This is a genomic window from Flavivirga aquimarina, assembly GCF_030540835.1.
GTDB classification, from domain to species: domain Bacteria; phylum Bacteroidota; class Bacteroidia; order Flavobacteriales; family Flavobacteriaceae; genus Flavivirga; species Flavivirga aquimarina.
The window spans coordinates 56,660-78,957 of record NZ_JAUOEK010000142.1 but is presented as its reverse complement, the minus strand read 5'-3'; the positions used below and the strand labels follow the sequence as shown (position 1 = coordinate 78,957).

General features: G+C 30.7%; 20 protein-coding genes. 5 read left to right on the top strand and 15 right to left on the bottom strand.

The window, feature by feature from the left end; genetic code table 11:
* Window positions 1-6: 6 nt before the first annotated feature.
* From Q4Q35_RS15055 to Q4Q35_RS14995, 13 genes are all read right to left on the bottom strand, one after another.
* A complete protein-coding gene (locus Q4Q35_RS15055; protein WP_303278827.1) occupies window positions 7-720 on the bottom strand; it encodes an acyltransferase in 714 nt (237 codons plus the stop codon).
* Window positions 710-1,699 carry an LB_356 family protein gene (locus Q4Q35_RS15050; RefSeq protein WP_303278826.1) on the bottom strand — a complete coding sequence of 330 codons (990 nt, stop codon included), beginning with the start codon at window positions 1,697-1,699 and terminating at the stop codon, window positions 710-712. Before Q4Q35_RS15050 ends, Q4Q35_RS15055 begins: the two co-directional genes overlap by 11 nt.
* Before the next feature lie 11 nt (window positions 1,700-1,710).
* Entirely contained in the window at window positions 1,711-3,159 is a 1,449-nt protein-coding gene (locus Q4Q35_RS15045; RefSeq protein ID WP_303278825.1) for an MBOAT family O-acyltransferase, read from the bottom strand.
* 14 nt (window positions 3,160-3,173) lie between these two features.
* Window positions 3,174-4,277, bottom strand: a complete 1,104-nt coding sequence (locus Q4Q35_RS15040) for a DegT/DnrJ/EryC1/StrS family aminotransferase (protein WP_303278824.1) — start codon at window positions 4,275-4,277, stop codon at window positions 3,174-3,176.
* Entirely contained in the window at window positions 4,270-4,830 is a 561-nt protein-coding gene (locus Q4Q35_RS15035; protein WP_303278823.1) for an acyltransferase, read from the bottom strand. Before Q4Q35_RS15035 ends, Q4Q35_RS15040 begins: the two co-directional genes overlap by 8 nt.
* Window positions 4,830-5,246 carry a sugar 3,4-ketoisomerase gene (locus tag Q4Q35_RS15030; protein ID WP_303278822.1) on the bottom strand — a complete coding sequence of 139 codons (417 nt, stop codon included), beginning with the start codon at window positions 5,244-5,246 and terminating at the stop codon, window positions 4,830-4,832. Before Q4Q35_RS15030 ends, Q4Q35_RS15035 begins: the two co-directional genes overlap by 1 nt.
* A complete protein-coding gene (locus Q4Q35_RS15025; RefSeq protein ID WP_303278821.1) occupies window positions 5,230-5,640 on the bottom strand; it encodes a sugar 3,4-ketoisomerase in 411 nt (136 codons plus the stop codon). The genes Q4Q35_RS15030 and Q4Q35_RS15025 overlap by 17 nt, the downstream gene beginning before the upstream one ends.
* Entirely contained in the window at window positions 5,640-6,503 is an 864-nt protein-coding gene (rfbA, locus tag Q4Q35_RS15020; RefSeq protein ID WP_303278820.1) for a glucose-1-phosphate thymidylyltransferase RfbA, read from the bottom strand. Before rfbA ends, Q4Q35_RS15025 begins: the two co-directional genes overlap by 1 nt.
* A 1-nt stretch (window position 6,504) precedes the next feature.
* Window positions 6,505-7,569 carry a dTDP-glucose 4,6-dehydratase gene (gene rfbB, locus Q4Q35_RS15015; RefSeq protein ID WP_303278819.1) on the bottom strand — a complete coding sequence of 355 codons (1,065 nt, stop codon included), beginning with the start codon at window positions 7,567-7,569 and terminating at the stop codon, window positions 6,505-6,507.
* A gap of 15 nt (window positions 7,570-7,584) precedes the next feature.
* Complete coding sequence (locus tag Q4Q35_RS15010; protein WP_303278818.1) at window positions 7,585-8,865, bottom strand: nucleotide sugar dehydrogenase; 1,281 nt, start codon at window positions 8,863-8,865, stop codon at window positions 7,585-7,587.
* A gap of 8 nt (window positions 8,866-8,873) precedes the next feature.
* On the bottom strand, window positions 8,874-10,253 hold the full coding sequence (locus Q4Q35_RS15005) for a nucleotide sugar dehydrogenase (RefSeq protein ID WP_303278817.1): 1,380 nt from the start codon (window positions 10,251-10,253) through the stop codon (window positions 8,874-8,876).
* Between the two features lie 4 nt (window positions 10,254-10,257).
* The gene (locus Q4Q35_RS15000) at window positions 10,258-11,244 is read right to left on the bottom strand and encodes an SDR family oxidoreductase (RefSeq protein ID WP_303278816.1); all 987 of its coding nucleotides are present in this window, start codon (window positions 11,242-11,244) and stop codon (window positions 10,258-10,260) included.
* 139 nt (window positions 11,245-11,383) lie between these two features.
* Complete coding sequence (locus tag Q4Q35_RS14995; protein ID WP_303278815.1) at window positions 11,384-12,409, bottom strand: NAD-dependent epimerase; 1,026 nt, start codon at window positions 12,407-12,409, stop codon at window positions 11,384-11,386.
* Between the two features lie 500 nt (window positions 12,410-12,909).
* Here Q4Q35_RS14995 and Q4Q35_RS14990 point away from each other — a divergent pair, with 500 nt between their 5' ends.
* Genes Q4Q35_RS14990 through Q4Q35_RS14975 form a run of 4 tightly spaced genes read left to right on the top strand, consistent with a single transcriptional unit; the run spans window position 12,910 to window position 19,177 of the window.
* A complete protein-coding gene (locus Q4Q35_RS14990) occupies window positions 12,910-14,040 on the top strand; it encodes a DegT/DnrJ/EryC1/StrS family aminotransferase (RefSeq protein ID WP_303278813.1) in 1,131 nt (376 codons plus the stop codon).
* Window positions 14,037-15,977, top strand: coding sequence for a polysaccharide biosynthesis protein (locus tag Q4Q35_RS14985; protein ID WP_303278812.1), 1,941 nt, complete (start codon window positions 14,037-14,039; stop codon window positions 15,975-15,977). Before Q4Q35_RS14990 ends, Q4Q35_RS14985 begins: the two co-directional genes overlap by 4 nt.
* 49 nt (window positions 15,978-16,026) lie before the next feature.
* On the top strand, window positions 16,027-16,800 hold the full coding sequence (locus tag Q4Q35_RS14980; RefSeq protein ID WP_303278811.1) for a polysaccharide biosynthesis/export family protein: 774 nt from the start codon (window positions 16,027-16,029) through the stop codon (window positions 16,798-16,800).
* A gap of 4 nt (window positions 16,801-16,804) precedes the next feature.
* Complete coding sequence (locus Q4Q35_RS14975) at window positions 16,805-19,177, top strand: GumC family protein (protein ID WP_303278810.1); 2,373 nt, start codon at window positions 16,805-16,807, stop codon at window positions 19,175-19,177.
* Here the strand turns inward: Q4Q35_RS14975 and Q4Q35_RS14970 are convergent.
* Together Q4Q35_RS14970 and aroB are read right to left on the bottom strand one after the other, a co-directional pair.
* Entirely contained in the window at window positions 19,174-19,920 is a 747-nt protein-coding gene (locus tag Q4Q35_RS14970) for a tyrosine-protein phosphatase (RefSeq protein ID WP_303278809.1), read from the bottom strand. The genes Q4Q35_RS14975 and Q4Q35_RS14970 overlap by 4 nt on opposite strands.
* Window positions 19,921-19,959: 39 nt before the next feature.
* On the bottom strand, window positions 19,960-21,030 hold the full coding sequence (gene aroB, locus Q4Q35_RS14965) for a 3-dehydroquinate synthase (RefSeq protein ID WP_303278808.1): 1,071 nt from the start codon (window positions 21,028-21,030) through the stop codon (window positions 19,960-19,962).
* 97 nt (window positions 21,031-21,127) lie between these two features.
* Here aroB and Q4Q35_RS14960 point away from each other — a divergent pair, with 97 nt between their 5' ends.
* Window positions 21,128-22,297, top strand: a complete 1,170-nt coding sequence (locus Q4Q35_RS14960; protein ID WP_303278807.1) for a proline dehydrogenase family protein — start codon at window positions 21,128-21,130, stop codon at window positions 22,295-22,297.
* Window position 22,298: the final 1 nt, after the last annotated feature.

Here is a 22,298-nt window from a genome sequence, read left to right as displayed (position 1 = left end):
GTTAAATCATGAATTAGAAACTATATCTCTACTCCAATTAATATCAGTTTTAACTACTCTTGCAGGAGTACCAGCTATCATTGAGTTTTTTGGGTATTTTTTATTTATCACTTTTGTATAACTGGCAATTATTGAGTTTTCCTCGATTTGAGATCCTTTCAAAATACTAGAGTTGTTTGCCACCCATGTATGATCGGCAATTGATACATCTGCCTGATGATTTTGTCCATCTATAGAATGCCAATCAGAATCACTTATAAATACATTCCATGCACAAAGAAAATCTTTTCCTATGTTAATGTTTTTGTATACCATTATCATTGTGTTGGCAGTTATGCCTGAATCAGATTCTTTATCTTTTCCTCCAATAACTAATGAAGAATTACTGGCAAGCATAAATTTAACTCCATTTCCAATAGAGAAATCGCCATTGATCTCCAATTTAGAATTAGCAGCCATATCAATTACCGAAATCGTTTTCCCGGAAATATGTGGTATAACCCTAAATAACCCTTTAATAAACAAATTGGCAGTTTTATCTTTCTTTATTTTGAATTTAACAAAAGGTTTGGTTATAATTATTCTGCCGTTTCCACCATCTATATATAATGAATAATACCAAGATCTTACACGGCAAATTAAACTAATTATTAGCCTAAAGGGAAATGTAAAGGGGTTTTTAGATATATAACGAAATATACCTATGAATTTACTTTTCATAATAATCCTTTATTAGTTCTGCCAACTGCATCGTGGCTTTGTTAGCTCCTTTATAATTCATGTGGTGTGAGTCAGAGAAATTAGCATCTTCATACCTGTAATTAGCATTATTAATCGAATTAAAATCGAAAAATTCAACGTTATTTTGAGTACATAAATCATTAAAATATTGCGTTACCAACTTATTGTCGCTATCATCTTCATTATTTAATCTTGTTGGCGGAAACGGAGATCTTACACATACAAGCTGAATCCCCTTTTCTTTACATAAATTAGTTAGTTTATTAAAATATTCTAGCTTCATTGTTGAAGTAGATGTATTATCAAGGTTAACCATCCTTTCAAAATTTGAAATAGTATATTGATCTACTTCCTTTTCCTCATGTAAATACCCTGAGACCCAATAACTATTGTTCTTTTTTTTGGTAACTGTAGAGTTTCCCCCTACAAGTAACTTCATAATATCTGCTTTGATATACAATTTATTACGTAAAATAGGAGAGAGGTAGTTCGCAATACCAGATAAACCAAAACCATTAACAATAAGCTCTCGTTTTACCTTTGATGACCTCAAAAATGAAGCATTAGATAGAATATGGTAATAATCGTCAGTAGTATCGAAGGAAGGTAAAAACATTTCGTAGACCACAGTTTTTGGTTTTTGAAACTCAAGAATATCTTTTAGAATATAATAAGATTCAATGATGTTTTGAGAACCTGTACACATATTGAATGACTTTGTATCTAAAATACTATCAAAAATAACGGGGTTATATGCTGTATAACCTCTACTTGACCCTAAAAAAATGGTGTTATAAGTATTTGTTGTGTCATGTACTTTTGAGTATTTTTTATATTTTTTATGAGTTTTATTTTCAATAGATTTTTTAACCGGAATATTATAATAATAACCTACCAGTATATTTATCAATAAAAAAGTAATTATGAAACCCATTATTTGTAGTAAAAATTTCTTCATAACGAAACAATTTAGAATTGAAAGTATATAAAATCTTGTTGACTAGCCCCAAATATTATGATTATTATAACCAGTAATAAATAAAAGCTCCAACGTATAAACCTAAACTTAACAACATATATTTTTTCCAAAGCAAACTTTCCTCTTCTTCCTAACCATTCTACAGATATAAAAAAGAATATCATTAAAATAATTATCATAGATTTAGTAAACCCTTCAAAACTTGGGATACTAAGTGTACTTTTAGAAAAAACCTCTTCGAGTATACTAAATGCATGTCCTACATTGTTTGCTCTAAAAAATATCCAAGCTAAAATAGTTAAACTAAAAGTCACTAGCATTTGAATTATTTCTTTAAAATTTGGAAAAAACTTATTGTTGGCAACGATTTCGATGTAATTTCTATTTCTATTAGTAAGTAATAGTGGTAAAAAATAGATGGCGTTTAATGCTCCCCATATAATAAATGTCCAGTTTGCACCATGCCAAAAACCACTTACTACAAATATGATAAATGTATTTTTTATTTTCTTTAGAATACCTCCTCGGCTTCCTCCTAAGGGAATGTATACATAGTCTTTAAACCAAGAGGAGAGAGAGATGTGCCAACGCCTCCAGAATTCTGCAATGTTTCTTGAAAAATATGGAAATGCAAAATTTTGTTTTAGATCAAACCCAAATAATCTTGAAGTTCCAATGGCAATATCAGAATAGCCTGAAAAATCACCATATATTTGAAAAGTAAAAAATATAGCACCCAATATAAGCGTGCTTCCTGAATAATCGTCAGAATTATTAAATATTAAATTAGCGTAAACGGCACAATTGTCTGCAATTACTATTTTTTTAAATAACCCCCAAAGAATTTGTCTTAAACCGTCAATAGAAGACCTATAATCAAACGTTCTTTTTTTATAAAATTGTGGTAATAAATTGGTGGCTCTTTCTATTGGACCAGCAACTAGTTGCGGGAAAAATGAAACGAAAGCAGTAAAAGCAAAAAAGTCAGACGTGGGTTTAAGCTTTTTTCTATAAACATCTATAGTATAACTAAGCGTTTGAAAGGTATAAAAGCTAATCCCTACAGGAAGGATTATGTTTAAAGAATTAGCTTTAATTTCATTCCCAAAAAAGGAGAAAGCCGTTATAAAATTGTCTAAAAAGAAGTTATAGTATTTAAAAAAACCTAAAAACCCTAGATTAACAAAGATACTAGTCCATAATAATAATTTACGATTATTGCTATTAGATTCATTTGATAACTTTCTTCCAATAAAAAAATCTACAATTGTACTAAAGGCAATCAATGATAAAAATCTCCAGTCCCACCAACCATAAAAAATATAACTTGCAATTACTATTAATATATTTTGAGCTTTTAACTGATTTTTAAAAACAAACCAATAAAGTACAAATACAATAGGCAAGAAAACAGCAAAATCTAATGAATTAAAAAGCATTTGGGTTTTTTTAGTTATACTTTGAAAGTATTTATAAGGTTTACAATTTTTTGTAATTTATTTACATCCAATGTAGCACTAATAGGTAAACTTAATACCTCATGTTGCATTTTTTCGGTTATCGGATAACTTTGGTTATTTAAATCTTTATAAGCTTTTTGCTTGTGAGGTGCTATTGGATAATGAATTAAAGTTTGCACATTATTCTCTAACAAATAATCTTTTAACTTATCTCTTTGCTTAAGCCTAATTACAAATAAATGCCAAACATGCCCCGATTGTTCTAATAATTTGGGTAATGTAATTAATGGATTTGTAATATGTTTTAAATAATAATTTGCAACCTTACGTCTCGCTTCAATATCCTTGTGTATATATTTTAGTTTTACATCAAGAAAAGCAGCCTGTATTTCATCCATTCGAGAATTTAATCCCTTGTGGCTATGTTCATATTTTTTTGAAGATCCGTAATTTGCAAGATTTCTAACCATATTTATTAGTTCTTGATCATTAGATGTTACAGCTCCAGAGTCTCCCAATGCTCCCAAATTTTTACCAGGGTAAAAGCTATGCCCCGCCGCATCTCCAATACTCCCCATAACTTTGTTTTTCCATTGAGCACCATGAGATTGAGCAGCATCTTCAATAAGCTTTAGGTTATGCTTTTTACATAAATCTAACATAGTATCATCTATTGAATTTTGACCATAAAGATGCACTGTAAGTATAGCTTTGGTTTTAGGAGTAATAGCACTAACAATTTTAGAGGAATCAATATTGTAAGTACGATCGTTTGGTTCAACCAAAACTGGTATTAAATCATTATCTGTAACAGCCAAAACAGAAGCAATGAAAGTATTAGCAGGTATAATTACCTCATCACCTTTTTTCATAATACCTAGCTCAATATATGCTTTGAATATAAGTCTAAGAGCGTCTAAACCATTAGCTACTCCAACACAATACTTTGCATCACAAAACTTGGCATAATTATCTTCAAAAGTGTTAAGCTCTTTTCCAAGTAAATACCATCCTGAGTCAATTACTCTTGAGGCGGCTTCTTTAAGCTCTTTTTCAAATTGCCTGTTAATTTCCCGAAGATTTAAAAATTTAATCATTTTTTTCAATTAAAGTATTATCATACCACTCATACTTCTTATTATCTTTATCAGTCAGGTCTAATCCTAAAATACGACCTTCATTTGTGATATATCCTATATGTTTAGCTGGGTTGCCCACCCATAATTCGTTATTCTTAATAGGTTTTGTCACAACAGAACCAGCTCCAACAAAAGCATATTGACCAATTTTATTGCCTGCTATTATTGTGGCATTTGCTCCAATTGTTGCACCTTTTTCAATTATAGTTTCAATTTTAGTAAAACTATTTGAGTTTATCTTAGACCTAGGTACTAAATCATTTGTAAAAGTTACATTTGGTCCTATAAACACATTATCTTTTATTGTGATTCCATCCCAAATTTGCACTCCGGATTTGACAGTAACACTATCGCCTATAATGACATCATTTTCTATAAGTACTTGTGCACAAATATTGCAGTTCTTTCCAATAGTTGCTCCCTTTAAAATGACTACAAATTGCCATACTCTTGTCCCTGCACCAATTTTATTGGTATGGACATCGGATAAGTTATGAATAAAAACACTCATTATTTCTTATTTATGAATTCATTATAATCTCGTATATAATCTTTTTCATCGTATTTATGGGATGCTAACACCATGCATATTGATCCGGAAGAAAAGTTGTTTAATTCTCTCCATAGTCCGGGAACAATATGTAATGCCAAATTAGGCCTATTAAGAGAAACTCTTTTTGTATTAGTCCCATCATCAATAATAACATCAAAACTACCACTTGCCGCAATTATAAACTGTTCAAGTTCGTAATGAGCATGACCCCCTCTGGACTCCCCACTAGGGACATCGTATAAATAATAAACTCTATTTACATCAAACGGGATATTTTGACTATTTTCTACTACAGTAATATTTCCTGAATCACTATGCACTTTGGAAACATCAATTACCGAACAATCATAAACAGTGCTATTTTTTAATTTCATTTCGTAACATTTTGAATTCATCAAAATCTCTTATATAATCGTTTTCATCATAACTTATAGAAGAAACAATTAACGCAAGGGAATTCGTTGAGAAATTTTCTACCCTTCTCCAGAGCATTTTCGGAACATATAACCCAAAGTAAGATCTGTTTAAATTGTATTTTTTTTCAACCTCGCCATCATTCAGAATAACATCAAAGCTACCAGAAAGAGCAATAATTAATTCACAAGACTCTTTAAAAGCATGACTGCCTCGTATTTCTCCACCAGGAACATCATAAATCCAATAAGTTCGCTTTATTTTAAAGGGAATTTGATTATTACTTTCAAAGAAACTCAAATTACCTCTTCTGTCTAAAACTTTTGGCAGATCGATAAGTTGTACACTGTCCATTATGACGATATTACTTTTTGTATATATGCTCCATAACCACTTTTGCCGTACTTTATTGATGCATCTACAGCTTGTTGTTTGTCTATAAATCCGTGCAGATATGCAATTTCTTCTATGCATGCTACCTTTCTGTCTGTTCTTTTCTCCATAACTCTTACGAATTCTGTAGCACTATCCATAGCATCAACTGTACCTGTATCTAACCAAGCCATGCCTCGTGTCATAATACCTACCTCTAGCTCTCCTAATTCTAAATACATTTGATTTAACGTAGTAATCTCTTTTTCTCCTCTAGCGGATGGTTTCACATTTTTTGCAAACTCCACAACTCTATTATCATAAAAGTAAAGTCCAGGAACAGCATAAGAAGATTTTGGTTTTGCTGGTTTTTCTTCGATGCTTACAACCTTTTCATCATCATTAAACTCAACCACTCCGTATCGTTCTGGGTCATTGACAGGATAAGCAAATATTGAAGCGCCGTTAATATCTATTTTACTTCTTAGAAGTTTTCCAAAACCATTCCCGTAAAATATGTTATCTCCCAAGACAAGTGCTACTTTATCATTTCCAATAAATTTTTCACCAATTATAAAAGCTTCGGCTAGACCATTGGGTTCAGGTTGAACGGCATATTCAAACTTACAACCTACTTGAGAACCATCGCCTAATAATTTAATAAAACTAGCCTGATCATGAGGGGTAGTAATAATAAGAATTTCTCTTATTCCTGCTAACATTAAAACTGAAAGCGGGTAATAAATCATAGGCTTATCATAAACAGGTAATAACTGCTTACTAACCGATATCGTTAAGGGGTATAGTCTTGTTCCCGAACCACCTGCTAAAATTATTCCTTTCATATTAAATGTTTAAATACATGTTTTTATAATATTTTAAATATTCTCCTGAGGTAATATTTGATAACCATATAGAGTTTTCCAGATACCAATCGACAGTTTTTATTAAACCTTGTTCAAAAGTAACTGTGGGCTTCCAGCCCAACTCTTTATTTATTTTTGAAGCATCAATCGCATAACGTAAGTCATGTCCCGGCCTATCCGTAACATGGGTTATCAACTTTTGTGAAGTTCCTAAATCTCTTTGTAACTTATCATCCATTACCTTGCAAAGTAATTTTACTAGGTCAATATTTTTCCATTCATTGAACCCTCCTATGTTATAGGTTTCATGTATCTTTCCCTTATTAAAAATCAAATCAATAGCTAAAGCATGATCTATCACAAATAACCAATCTCTAGTATATTTACCATCTCCATATACTGGTAATGGTTTATTGTGTATGATATTATTAATAAATAAAGGGATAAGTTTTTCAGGAAATTGATTAGGCCCATAGTTATTTGAACAATTAGATATGATATATGGCATACCGTAGGTTTCTCCATAGGCTCTTACAAAATGATCTGAACTAGCTTTTGAAGCAGAATACGGTGAGTTGGGGTCATAAGGTGTTGTTTCTAAAAAATATCCTTCCCCACTTAAACTTCCATAAACTTCATCTGTACTTATGTGATAAAATAATTTATCTTCCCAACTATTTTTCCATGTATTTTTAAAAGCATTTAAGAGAACCATGGTTCCTAAAATGTTAGTTTTTGCAAAAGATAATGGTTTTTTTATTGATCTATCAACATGAGATTCAGCTGCAAGGTGAATTATGGTATCAAACTGTTGGTCTTCAAATAAATCATTAATAAACAATTCGTCTGTAATATCACCTTTTATAAAAGTATAATTTTTTGAATTGTTTAGGTCACTTAAATTTTCCAAATTACCTGCATAGGTAAGTACATCTAAGTTATAGATGTGATATTCAGAATATTTGTTAACAAATAGTCTAACAACATGACTACCTATAAAACCTGCTCCCCCTGTAATTAATATTTTCTTTTTAATCTTGTTCATGGTTATTAAATAATTTTATAGTCGACCGTTGACTTTATCTTTTAATATTCCTTTAACATCATATAAAACTCCATTGGAATTTAATAAAGATTTTAAATCTTCTTGGAGAAACTCTTTATGAGCTACAGCTAAGACGATTGCATCAAATTTACCTTTTGGTAACTGTTTTTCTGTAAATAGGTTGTATTCATTTTTCACTTCTTTTGGATTGGCCCATGGATCATATATAGTTACTTGAGTCCCGTAACTTTTCAGTTGATTAATAACATCAACTGCTTTAGTATTTCTAACATCTGGACAGTTTTCCTTAAAAGTAATTCCTAAAACCAATATCTTAGATTCTTTAATTCGAATATCATTTTGTACCATTAGTTTTATTACTTCAGAGGCAATATATTGCCCCATGCCATCATTTACACGGCGTCCTGCCAATATAATTTCAGGATGATAGCCAATTTCTTGGGCTTTTTGAGCTAAGTAGTAGGGGTCAACACCAATACAATGCCCTCCAACAAGTCCCGGTTTAAATGGAAGAAAGTTCCATTTTGTACCTGCAGCTTCTAACACTGAGTGAGTATCAATATCCATCAGATTAAAAATCTTTGCCAGTTCATTTACAAAAGCAATATTAATATCACGTTGAGAGTTTTCAATAACTTTTGCTGCTTCTGCGACTTTAATTGTTGGAGCCAAGTGAGTTCCGGCCGTTATAACCCTAGCATACAAATCATCTATTTTTTTGCCAATTTCAGGAGTTGAACCAGCTGTAACTTTTAATATCTTATCTACTGTATGAAGTTTATCTCCCGGGTTAATTCTTTCAGGAGAATACCCAGCATAAAAATCTTTATTAAATATTAACCCGCTCACTTTTTCTAATACTGGTATACATTCATCTTCTGTGGCTCCAGGATATACAGTAGATTCGTAAATAACGATATCCCCTTTCTTTAAAACTTTGCCAACAGATTCACTGGACTTATACAGCGGGGTTAAGTCCGGGCGATTATTTTTGTCAATAGGAGTAGGTACCGTAACAATATAATAGTTGCAATCTTTTATATCTTCAATATTTGATGTGCAAAACAAACCAATGTTCTCATCTAAATTCTTTTTAAGAACAGATTGTAGTGTTTCAGAATCGACTTCTAAAGTTGAATCATTACCTTGTGACAATTCATCAATTCTTTCTTGATTAATGTCAAAACCTATCACGAGAAACTTTGTTGCAAACAATCTAGCTAATGGCAGTCCTACATATCCTAATCCTATAATAGCGATTTTATCTGTATTCATAATTATTTTTATTGACCTATTGAATAATACTCAAATCCGATTTGACTCATTTTGGATTTATCTAACAAATTCCTTCCATCAAAAATAAATGCTGGTTTTTTCATTTGTGAATAAATTTTTTCCCAGTCATAGGTTTTAAACTCATCCCACTCCGTCATTATAGCTACGGCATGGGCTTCATTTAATGCTTTATATGGTGAATCGACAGAGGTTAAGCCTTCATAATTTTCTGCTTCCGTTCTGGTACCTAAATAATTTAAATCCGATTGAATTTTTGAACAAGATACTTTCGGATCATAAACCGAAATCATTGCTTGCTCATTTAATAGGTGGTCTGCAACATAAATTGCTGCAGATTCTCTGGTATCATTGGTATCCTTTTTAAAGGCCCAACCAAGCATTCCTATTTTTTTTCCAGAAACTGTGTTGTAAAGTGTCTTTATTAACCGATCAGAAAAGCGACGCTTTTGGTGATTATTCATTATTACTACCTGTTCCCAATAATCGGCAACCTGATTTAGGTTATAACTTCGAGCTATATATACAAGATTTAAAATATCCTTTTGAAAACAGGAGCCTCCAAATCCAACAGAAGATTTCAAAAATTTAGGGCCAATTCGCGAATCCATTCCGATGGCCTTAGATACTTCCTCAATGTTAGCTTCTGTAAGCTCACATAATTCAGAAATGGCATTGATAGAAGATACACGTTGCGCCAAAAAAGCATTAGCGGTTAATTTTGATAACTCTGAAGACCAGACATTTGTCCTTAGAATCTTATTTTGTGGAACCCATGTTCCATAGATCTGAGCTAAGCTTTCAATTGCAGCTTCGGATTCTCCACCAATCAGAACACGATCCGGATTTAATAAGTCCTGAATAGCAGTACCTTCTGCTAAAAACTCTGGGTTTGATAGAATTTTAAAATCTATACCATTTCCTGTATTGTGAAGTATGCTTTTAATGGCTTCAGCTGTCCTTACTGGCAATGTCGATTTTTCAACTACTATTTTATCAGTTTTTGCAACTTTGGCAATATTCCTTGCACATAGTTCAATATATTTTAAATCTGCCGCCATACCTTTTCCCACACCATAAGTTTTGGTTGGGGTATTCACTGAAATAAAAATCATTTCCGACTCGTCTATGGCCGTATCAATATCCGTGGAAAAAAACAGATTCTTGTTTCTTGTATCATCAACTATTTCTGCTAAGCCAGGTTCGTATATGGGCAATTTAGACAAATCGCTATCATTCCAGGCATTAATACGAACCTTATTAATATCAACAATCGTTATTTTTAAATCTGGATTCTTTTTTGCGATGACAGCCATTGTAGGTCCTCCTACATAGCCAGCACCTATACAACAAATTTTTCTTACTAACATTTTACTAAAGATTTTTCCAATACCAGTTTATGGCTTCTTTAAGGCCATTCTTGATATCGAATTCAGGGTTATAATTTAATAATTTTTTTGCTTTATCAATAGACGCAAGGGAGTGAGGAATATCTCCTATTCTATTTTCCTTATACTTAATTTCTATCTTACTTATTGAACTGTCGAATTCCGATAGATATGTTTTTAATATAGTTGCTAATTCAATTAAAGTTGTTCTTTTTCCATATGCTACATTATAAACTGTATTTAGTGCTTCAGAGTTAGTGGCAGTCATAGCCTTGATATTCATTTCTATTACGTTGTCTATATAAGTAAAATCCCTTGAATAAGAACCATTTCCATTAATAATAGGAGATTCATGATTAATAAGCTGTTGAACAAATTTTGGTATTACTGCAGCATATGCTCCATTTGGGTCTTGTCTTCTTCCAAAAACATTAAAATATCTCAAACCCACAGTATCCAAATTATATGTGGAATGGAAAATATTTGCGTACAACTCATTTACATATTTTGTAATAGCATATGGTGAAAGAGGTTTCCCTATTGTATCTTCGACTTTTGGTAATGCCTTGTGGTCACCATAGGTTGAGGAACTTGCTGCATAAACAAACCTTTTAACTTTAGTGTCTCTGGCAGCAACCAGCATATTCAAAAACCCGGATACATTTACATCATTGGTTGTAATAGGGTCATTAATAGAACGAGGAACTGATCCTAAAGCAGCTTGATGTAGAATATAGTCTGCACCATCACAGGCTTTTTTACAGTCATCAAGGCTCCTTATATCACCTTCTATGAGATTAAAGTTATTATTATTTATAAAAGGAGTAATGTTTTTTCGTTTCCCCGTAGAAAAATTATCTAAACATATTGTTTTAATATTGTTAGATAAAAGAGTTTCACATAGATTAGAGCCGATAAATCCAGCCCCTCCTGTAACGAGGACTGTTTTATCTCTTAGTAGTTGTATGTTCATTAAATCTGGGTTTTAATTTTAACCGAGCCAAATATGTGAAAAATAATTTAAACACTGGGAATTATTATATTAACTAAATGTTTTTGACGATAAATGTCATTTGTTTTTATGAAAATGTAAATAAAACCGATAATATGTATTATTGTTTGTAATACTCTATGAACCAATCAATGAAAAATTTCACTCCTTTTTGTATACTTGTTTTGGGACTATAATTATAGTCATTAATCAAAGCATCCACATTTGCCCAAGTGCGTTCTACATCACCAGGCTGAATGGGTAACATATCTTTTTTAGATTTCTTTTTTAAGTTTACCTCAATCTCTTTTATAAAATCAAGCAGTTTTACTGAATTATTATTTCCTATATTATAAAGTTTATAAAAATCATTGTTTTGGACTCTTTCCTGTATTGGTTTATCAATAATAAGAGTGATGCCTTCTACAATATCATCAATATATGTAAAGTCACGTTCCATTTTACCATAGTTAAAAACTTTTATAGGTTTATCTTTAATAATGGCATCTGTAAATAAGAACATTGCCATATCAGGTCTACCCCAAGGACCATATACTGTAAAAAAACGTAATCCTGTTGTAGGTATTTTAAACAAATGGCTATACGTATGCGCCATTAATTCATTGCTTTTTTTTGTGGCAGCATAAAGACTAATAGGGTGGTCAACATTATCTTCAGTAGAAAAAGGAATTTTCTTATTAAGTCCATAAACGCTTGAGCTACTTGCATATACTAAATGCTTAATATTATACTGTCTGCAGCATTCTAAGATATTTAAAAAACCAACTAAATTTGAATCTACATAAGATTCAGGGTTTTCTAAACTATATCTAACCCCAGCTTGTGCTGCTAGGTTGCAAACAATATCGAATTTCTCCTTTTGAAATAGTTCAGGAAGCCTTTCACGGTTTTCAATATTCATTCTGACAAAAGAAAAGTCCTGATAACTTTCACTTACACAAGTATTATTAAAAACAACAGCTTTTTTTCGGTCTATACCTAATTGTTCTAATCTTGAAAGTTTTAAACTTATGTCATAATAATCATTTATATTGTCTAAGCCGATAACCTTGTGTCCTTTATCTAATAGCACTTTGGATACATAAAACCCTATAAAACCGGCTGAGCCTGTAACTAATATTTTCATTTAATATTTTTTAAAATTATTCAAAGATTAAAAAAATGTATTAACAAATCATTATTTTTTTTTAAATCTTTGATAATTAATCATCGACGATATGCATACTTTTACTTTCAATTAAAAGCGCGAATGTATTTAACCGATTTTAATTACTCTTTTAGCGAAATAAGTTAGTTCTGCCCTTATAGCTTTAAAACAATTATTAAATTTACACCGTAAAACACAAATTGAATTGATTAATAGCAATGTTGATTTAATTGTATTAATAATGTATGAAATAAAATATTTTCAAATTCTCTCATTATTTAATCTGTTGAAAGTTAGGTAATAATAAATATTTTATAATCAATTAATACTAATTTAATTTATGCTAATAAGTAGGGAATTAATTTTGTTTTATGAACGCAAAGAGGGTAGGAATCCAAGTGAAATATGTAATTAATAGCATAACAAAAAAGTTGTGCAGGGATTTTATGCGATAAACTGAAATTATAAAGCTTTTATGAATGTTGACCAAAACTAAAATATATTTATCATCACCTCATATGGGAGGGACAGAGCAGAAGTTTGTGGCTGATGCTTTTAGCACTAATTGGATTGCTCCATTAGGGCCTCATGTTGATGGCTTTGAAAATGATTTAAAAAAATATTTAGGAGATAATAAATATGTTGCAGCATTAAGTTCTGGTACGGCTTCAATTCACTTAGCTTTACAACTGCTTAACGTATCGAAAGGCGATGAAGTTTTATGTCAGAGTTTTACTTTTTCTGCTTCAGCGAACCCTATAATATATCAAGGAGCTACTCCTGTTTTTATTGATAGTGAGTCTGACACTTGGAATATGTCTCCTGAATTACTAGAAATAGCAATTAAGGACAGGATTGAAAAATATAAAAAACCAAAAGCTATTATAGCAGTGCACTTATATGGTATGCCATATAAAGCTAAAGAGATTAATATAATTGCCAAAAAATATGAAATTCCAGTAATAGAGGATAGTGCAGAAGCTCTGGGAAGTACATATTTTGGTCAACCTTGTGCAACACTTTCTGATATTGGAATATTGTCATTTAATGGAAATAAAATAATAACCACTTCTGGTGGAGGAGCTCTAATTACTAGTACGCAAAACTTAAAAGAAAAAGCTGTTTTTCTATCAACTCAAGCAAGAGACAATGCGCCTCATTATGAGCATTCTTCAATTGGCTTCAATTATAGAATGAGCAATGTTTTAGCAGGTATAGGTAGAGGGCAAATGGAAGTGATTGATGACAGAGTTAAAGCTAGAAGGCAAAATTTCGACTTTTATAAGAAGAATTTATCACAATTTAATACTATTGAATTTTTGCAAGAACCTCAGGGTTTCTTTTCAAATAGATGGATTACTTGTATAAAAACTGATTCTTTTGAGACTCGTGAACAAATAAGACTCAAGTTATTGAAAGATGATATTGAATCTAGACCATTATGGAAACCAATGCATATGCAGGCAATCTTTAAAGATTGCCTGCATTTTACTAATGGTACTTCAGAAGATCTTTTTGACAAAGGCCTTTGTTTGCCAAGTGGCTCTAATTTAAGTCAAGAAGATTTAGATAGAGTTTTAAATAATATTTTAAAAACCCCTAGCTTATGATATATAACTACTTTACCTATTTCTCTCAGAAATATGCTTCAAAATGGCTGGTTTTAGCTATTGATCTGGCAATCATTTTGTCTACATTTTTCATGGCATATTTGATTAGGTTTAATTTTACATTAAATTTCGATTTAAAACAGTTTTTAATCCAATTGCCCTTTTTAACTGTAGTGGCTGCTTTTAGCTTTTTATTAATTGGGTCTTTTAAAAGTGTTATTAGACATACTGGGTTTACAGATGTTGTGAATTTATTTAAATCTGTTAGTGTTATATCATTAATATGCATGACTGTCGTGTTTGTTAATAGAACGTTTGAGATACTTCCTGAATTCACAATACCTTTATCTATTGTAGTAATGCATGCTTTGTTGAGTTTTGTTGTACTTAGTGCAAGTAGGTTACTTTTTAAAATGACTTATAAATACTTGAAATGTAAATTAATGTCATCAAAAAGAGTTTTAATTTATGGTGCAGGAGACTCAGGAATAGTAACATATAATGCTTTAATAAGTAATGTTAATACAAAATTTCAAGTAGTCGGATTTATTGATGATAATTTAAGGAAGAGAGGGAAATCTATAAATGGTATTTCTATTTTTTCAAAAGAAAGAATCAATAATAACTATATCGAATCAAATCAAATAGATGAATTAATTATTGCTTCTAAAAATATTAAAAAGGAAAACCTAATTGATTTAGTAGACCTTAATATAAAGATAACTAAAATACCTCCTATTGAAAGTTGGATTAATGGAGAATTGAATGTCAAACAAATCAAACAAGTACAAATAGAAGATTTATTAGGTAGACCTCCTATCGAAATAAATAATCCTAATTTAATAAATGAATTTACAGGAGAGACCATCATAGTTACTGGAGCAGCTGGTTCTATTGGTAGTGAGTTGGTTAAACAGCTTTCCGATTTCGACGTAAAGAAATTAATTTTGATTGATCAGGCTGAATCTGCACTTTATGATGTACAGCAGGATTTAAAACAAAGCGGTAAGCATAACTTTACGGCTATTGTAGCAGATATAAGAGATGGCTTGAGAGTCGATACTATTTTTCAAAATCATAAACCAACTATGGTGTTTCATGCTGCGGCCTATAAGCATGTTCCTTTAATGGAGCAATCTCCATACGAAGCTATTAAAATTAATGTAAATGGGACTAAGCTTTTAGCAGATACAGCATCTCGTTATAATGTTAAAAAGTTCGTTTTTGTATCTACAGACAAAGCTGTAAACCCAACGAGTGTTATGGGAGCTACAAAACGAATGGCAGAAATGTATATTAGCTGTCTTCAAAAAGAAAGCAAGACAAAATTTATAACTACAAGATTTGGTAATGTACTTGGGTCAAATGGATCAGTTATTCCATTGTTCAAAAAACAGATTGAAAATAATAAACCCCTTACTTTAACACACAAAGATATTACGAGGTATTTTATGACGATTCCTGAAGCTTCTCAACTAGTATTAGAAGCCGGAACGATGGGTAAAGGCGGCGAGATTTTTATATTTGACATGGGAGAATCTGTTAAAATTTATGATCTTGCTAAAAATATGATAAAGCTTTCCGGTCTAAGGTTCCCAGAAGATATTGATATTAAAATTACAGGATTACGACCTGGAGAAAAATTGTATGAAGAGCTATTAGCAAATGGCGAAAACACATTGTCTACATATCATAAAAAGATACTTATTAGCAAAACTAGAGAGTTGGATTATGTCAAAATTAAAGCGGAAATAGAAGAACTTTGTATTACGAATCGTTTCCAAAACAACAATATTGTTATGAAAATGAAACGCTTAATTCCAGAATACAAATCTAACAATTCTGATTACGAGCGATTTGATAAAAGAGTCCAAATTTATAAAAAAGTTAAAGAAATGTCAGAAGATAGAACTGATAAAAATTATGGAAATCTATAGTAGTAGTTTTTATTTCGCTATTTTCCCCAAATAATTTAGAAATGAGCAAATGAACAAATCACTTATAAAGAGTAAACTATTAATTGCTGGAGCAATAATTAGTATGTTTTTGACTTCATGTGCAACTAAACACGATGTCGTTTATTTTCAGAATGCTAAAAGTTTTGAAACTATTGTAGATACTGATACTTTTAAAGCTAAATTAAAAGTAGGGGATATAGTTAGTATTTACATTTCTACCTTAGATGAAACAGTTACTAAGCCATACAATTTGGTTAAGTCTACTGGTGGTCAAGGCTTGTTAGTGGATTATTTAATTGATGTTGATGGAAATATAGATTATCCAGTTTTAGGTAAAATAAAACTACTTGGACTTACTGTTGAACAGGCAAAAGCACTATTCAAGAAAAAATTTGATGAGGGGCAGTTATTAAAAGACCCTGTAGTAATTTTTAGAGTTCTCAATTTTAGGGTAACTGTTGCTGGTGAGGTTCGTGATCCAGGAGTTTATCCAGTTTCTGGAGAAAGAATCTCTATATTAGAAGCTCTTGGTATGGCAGGAGATTTAACTATAAAAGGGAGAAGAGATAATATATTGGTAGTTAGAGATTTTAATGGTACTAAAACGTATACAAGAATTGACTTAACGAATAAAGAAGTTTTCAATTCTCCAGTTTATTATTTAACACAAAATGATTATGTTTACGTTGAACCTAATAATTCAGCTATAAGTCTAGCATCAGGAGATTCAAGGGTTAATACAATCATTACGATTACTTCTTTCCTTTTAACAACAGCTCTTATATTTGTAACAAGAAATTAATTTTATGATATTAAATCCAAACAATATACCGACTGAAGCCGATTCTGCGAAGTTTGATATCAAAAAAAGTATTAGCATCTACTCAAAACATTGGAAATGGTTCTTATTAAGTTTAGTTGTGTGCTTGGCTTTAGCATATCTAAATTTAAGATACTCCACCCCTTTATATGCTGCTTATGCAAAAATAATGGTGTTAGAAGAAGATGATAATACTTCTGGAGCAAATGCATTAAAAGATTTATCGATATTCTCTAAAAATGAGGCAGCAGAGATAGAAGATGAAATACAAGTAATCACCTCTAGAAACTTTATGCAGAATATTGTTAAAAAACTAAATTTAAATATTCAATATTTTACAAAAGGTAGGGTAAATGAAACAGAATTATACAAAAATTCTCCAATACAAATAAACTTAATAGCTTCTGATTCTATAATTGATAAGACGTATTATAACTTTTTTATAGAAATTACATCAGATAAAGATTTTAATTACCGTAGAAATGAAGAAGATTTTCCTAAAAAAGTAAGTTTCGGAAAAAATATTTCTACTACATTTGGAGGGGTAGTTGTAACTCCCAAGTATAATCTTAAAAATTTAATAGGCACAACTATTAGAGTTGTCGTATCTCCTGTTGAGCATGTAGCGAGTTCTGTAAGAAGTAGAATTAATATAGCCCCAACTTCTAAATCATCTAAAGTACTTACTTTAAGTTTTCAAGACCCTGTTGAAGATAAAGCAGTAAATATTATAAATACTCTAATACAAACATATAACGAATCTACTATTGAAAAAAAGAATATTCGATCAAGAGCTACAGTAGATTTTATAGATCAAAGAGTAGAATTAATTGCTTCTGATTTAGTAAATGTTGATGATAGTATTGTTCGATTTAAAACAGGTAATAAAGTTACTGATGTTACTTCTGAGGCTGGGCAATTTTTGAGTTCTAGCTTACTTAATGAGCAACAACTAGATGAAGCTATGGGAGAATTAAGGCAATTAAGCTATATAGAATCTTTATTTGCGGGTGATGGGGATTTTAATTTAATTCCATCTAATTTAGGAGGGTCGGATGGGTCAATTAGTGCTCTTTCAACAAGGTATAATGAATTAGTGAATAATAGAGACCGTTTATTAAAAAGTGCTGGAGCTAAAAACCCAATAGTCCTAGAATTGGACCAAACTTTAAGAGATTTAAAGAATAATATTTCAAATAGTATAAATAATTCAAAAAAATCTATTGGGATAAGAATAAATAGCTTACAAGAACAATCTAAAAAAATTAATTTAAAAATTTTTTCAGTTCCTGGGCAACAAAGTAGACTTAGATCTATAGAAAGGAAGCAAGGGATTAAAGAATCTTTGTACTTATATTTATTAGAGAAAAGAGAAGAAGCGGCAATATCTCTAACGGCTACTTCTCCTAATTTGAAAATTATTGATGCTGCTTATGGAGTCGGAAATCCAGTGTCTCCAAATAAACAATTGGTATATATTGGTGCCTTATTCTTAGGTCTAATAGTTCCTTTCTCTTTCTTATATGTAAAAAATTTATTAGATACAAAAATCCACAACAGAGAAGATTTAGAGAAAGAAATTAGAAATCTAACCGTTTTAGGAGAAGTTCCAAGAGTAAAAGGAAATGAAAAACCTTTAATAGAAAGAAATGATAGGTCTATTTTATCGGAGTCGTTTAGAATTATAAGAACAAATTTCGATTATGTAAAACGAGGTAGAGATGTGAAAAACTACGAAAATATTATTTTCGTAACATCGACAATTAATGGAGAAGGTAAATCTTTTTTTAGCTTAAATATGGCTCTTACACTTGCTAATACCGGCAAAAGAGTTTTGCTTCTTGGGGCAGATATTAGAAACCCTCAAATTTATACTGCAATTAAAAACAAAAAAGAAAGAGATCTTTCAAAAATTGGATTTACCGAATTTTTAGTTGATAAGTCTATAATAGTTGGAGAAACTATTAATACATACGATATTAATGGAATAAACATTGATATTTTACTTTCTGGAAAAGTACCTCCAAACCCTGCTGAATTATTAATGAATGACAGGGTAAAAGATTTGTTTGATTCTGTTTCTCAACAGTATGACTATGTTATCGTTGATACAGCGCCTTCTATGCTTGTTACAGATACTTTATTGATAAGTGAATATGCAGGACATACCATTTATTTAACAAGAGCTGATTATACCGAAAAACGTATATTGAATTTTGCTAAGGAATTACATGCAGAAAAGAAACTTAATGGTATGATGCTTGTCGTAAATGATGTAAAGCAATCTAACTTTGGATATGGAGCAAAATATGGTTACTACGGAGCCCCGAAAAAGAAAGGTTTTTTTAGAAAATCTTAAATTACCGAAAATGTTCGGTTAGTGTTTTCAATTATTTGTTTTAGATATTCCGTTGCTTTTTTATTTAGTATGAGATTAGATAGCTTATCTATATGTCTTTCATTATGAATATCTGTACCAATAAAATCAATTAATTGTTTTTCAATCAAATAACTAGCCGTCTTTTCAACGTTTTTTCCATAATGATCACTTAACGAAAGCATGTTAAGCTGAAAAAAGCATCCTAATTGTTTGAGTCTTTTATAATAACTTAGGTTTTTATGATAAAAAGTATAACGTTCAGGGTGTGCTAAAACAGGTAAATAGCCCTTTGTTTTAATTTTAAAAAGAATGCTTTCTAAATTTAGAGGTGCTTGAAAATATGACATTTCAATGAGCACATAATCTTTTTTTAAAGTAAATAAACCTCTTCTTTCTAATAGACTTTCAAAATGACTGTCGAGCATATATTCTGCAGCTGGATTCAATGTGATATTATTAAATAATTTAGGGTTTAAAGCGCCTAATAAAATTTGATAAGCATTTCCAATAGTATCATACGTGTTAGGGTAAAACTCCTGCATAATATGCGGTGTAGGTATAAATTGTTTTATACCTAATTCGTTCATTTTTTTTACTAAATATAAAGACTCTTCAATATTCTTAGCGCCATCATCAATACCAGGAAGAATGTGATTATGTATATCTACAAAATCTTCCAATAAATCTTTTAAAAATAGTTTCTTAGAAAAAAAATGAAGCATTTATATAGTAATGAAAAATATTAAGACAAAAAAAACTAACTATTGGTTATCATAAAAATGAAAAGCATCAATTATTATTTTGTCATCAACTAAACAATCTATTTTAGGAGTTCCAATAGATTCTAAAAGCACAAAGTTAATATTACCGTGATTATTCTTCTTATCATATTTTAATAATTCTATTATGGCTGGATAATCCTCCTCCTCAATAGTTACTTTGCCATAATAATTAATGAATAAATCTTTAATATCTATCGTTGTTTGCTTAGGGAAACCAGTTAATTCAGTAGAAATATAACAAGCTAAAATCATACCAACTATAATAGCTTCGCCATGTAATAATGTCGTTTTATTAGGGTTACTTAAAAAATAAGATTCTATAGCGTGGCCAAGCGTATGACCAAAATTCAAAGTTTTGCGTAAATTATCTTCAAGCGGATCGTTTTCAACAACATTTTTTTTAATCAATACAGATTCATAAATTAAAACATCGAGATCGTCCAAAGTTAATTTTGACAAATCTTTAAACTTATCCCAATATATTTCATCACTTATTAAACCATGTTTTAACATTTCTGCTAAACCGGAACGCATTTGGTTTTGTGGTAAAGTATTAAGGAATGTGGTGTCAATTAATACTAAGTTTGGATTATCAATAACACCTATTTGATTTTTTAAATGCCCTAAATCAACACCTGTTTTTCCTCCAACAGAAGCATCAACCATCGAGAGTAGGGTAGTTGGTATATTAATATAAGCAATACCTCTTTTAAAAGTGCATGCCACAAACCCTCCTAAGTCTGTAATAACACCACCTCCTATATTTATAAGTAAACTTTTTCTATCTGCATTTAAATCAGAAAGTGTATTCCAAACGCCAACACAAGTATCTATTGTTTTATTAACTTCTCCTGATTCAATTTCAATAATTTCAACAACGATATTTGTTTCTAACTTCTCTAAGAAATATGGCAAACAATATTGATGCGTATTTTCATCAACCAAAATAAAAATTTTGGAAAAATTATTTTGCTTAACATGCTTGTTTATAGCTTTGTAGCAAGCATTATTAAAATGAATTTCGCAATCATTTGTGGTAATAGAATCCATAAAATAATTATTGTTTTAAAGTTGGTGAAATTAAGGAGATTTTATATAAAATGATAATATAGATATAATTATATTTACACAATTTTTTTGTATGAATATGGAACAAATATTTAACAACACAGAAATCGCATTCTCATTAAAGAATGATTCTGAATTAGAACGTGCTTTTTTTTTATTTAAAATGATATCTATCGAACCTTTAGTCAAAATTGGTACAGCAGCTACAAACTTTGCTCTTAAGGCTAATTTACCTATCGAAGGCCTGATTCGTTCTACAGTATTTGATCATTTTTGTGGTGGTATAAATGAAGAAGATTGCTTACCGGTGATTGATAAAATGTTTTTAAAAGGAGTGAGTTCGGTTTTAGATTATTCTGTAGAAGGAAAAGAGAGTGAAAAAGAATTTGATGCAGCCATGAAAACTGTGCTCAAAATTATTGATTTTGCTAAGGATCTGGATGCTATTCCAATTGCTGTTTTTAAACCAACAGGTTTTGGTAGATTACACTTATATGAAAAAATTGGTGATGGGGAAGAACTTACTCAAAACGAGCAGGAAGAGTGGGCAAATGTTGTAAATAGATTTGATATAGTTTGTAAAAAGGCTAAAGAAAATGATATTGCAGTTTTAATTGATTCTGAAGAAAGTTGGATGCAAGATGCAGCAGATGCTTTAATAACAAGAATGATGCAAAAGTATAATACAGAAAAACCTATTGTATATAATACATTGCAAATGTATAGGCACGATAGATTGGATTTTTTAAAGAGTGAACATCTAAAAGCAAAAAAAGGTCATTATTTTCTTGGCTATAAATTGGTTCGTGGTGCTTACCTAGAAAAAGAAAACGATAGAGCAGAGGAAAAAGGGTATGTATCCCCAATTTGTACAAGCAAATTAGCTACAGATGAAAACTTTGATAAAGGCTTACATTATATAATTGATAATTTAGATGATATATCTTTATTTGCAGGAACACATAATGAGAGCAGTTCCTATTTACTAATGCAATTAATGGCCGATAAAAATTTAAAAAATGATGACAAACGTATTTGGTTTGGTCAACTATATGGTATGAGTGACCATATTAGTTTTAACTTGGCAAATAAAGGTTATAATGTAGCTAAGTATATCCCATTTGGGCCTGTAAAAGATGTTATGCCTTATTTAATTCGAAGAGCAGAAGAAAATACTTCTGTTGCTGGGCAAACTGGTAGAGAGTTAGCACTACTTACTAAAGAAAAGAAACGTAGAAAAACGTTATAAT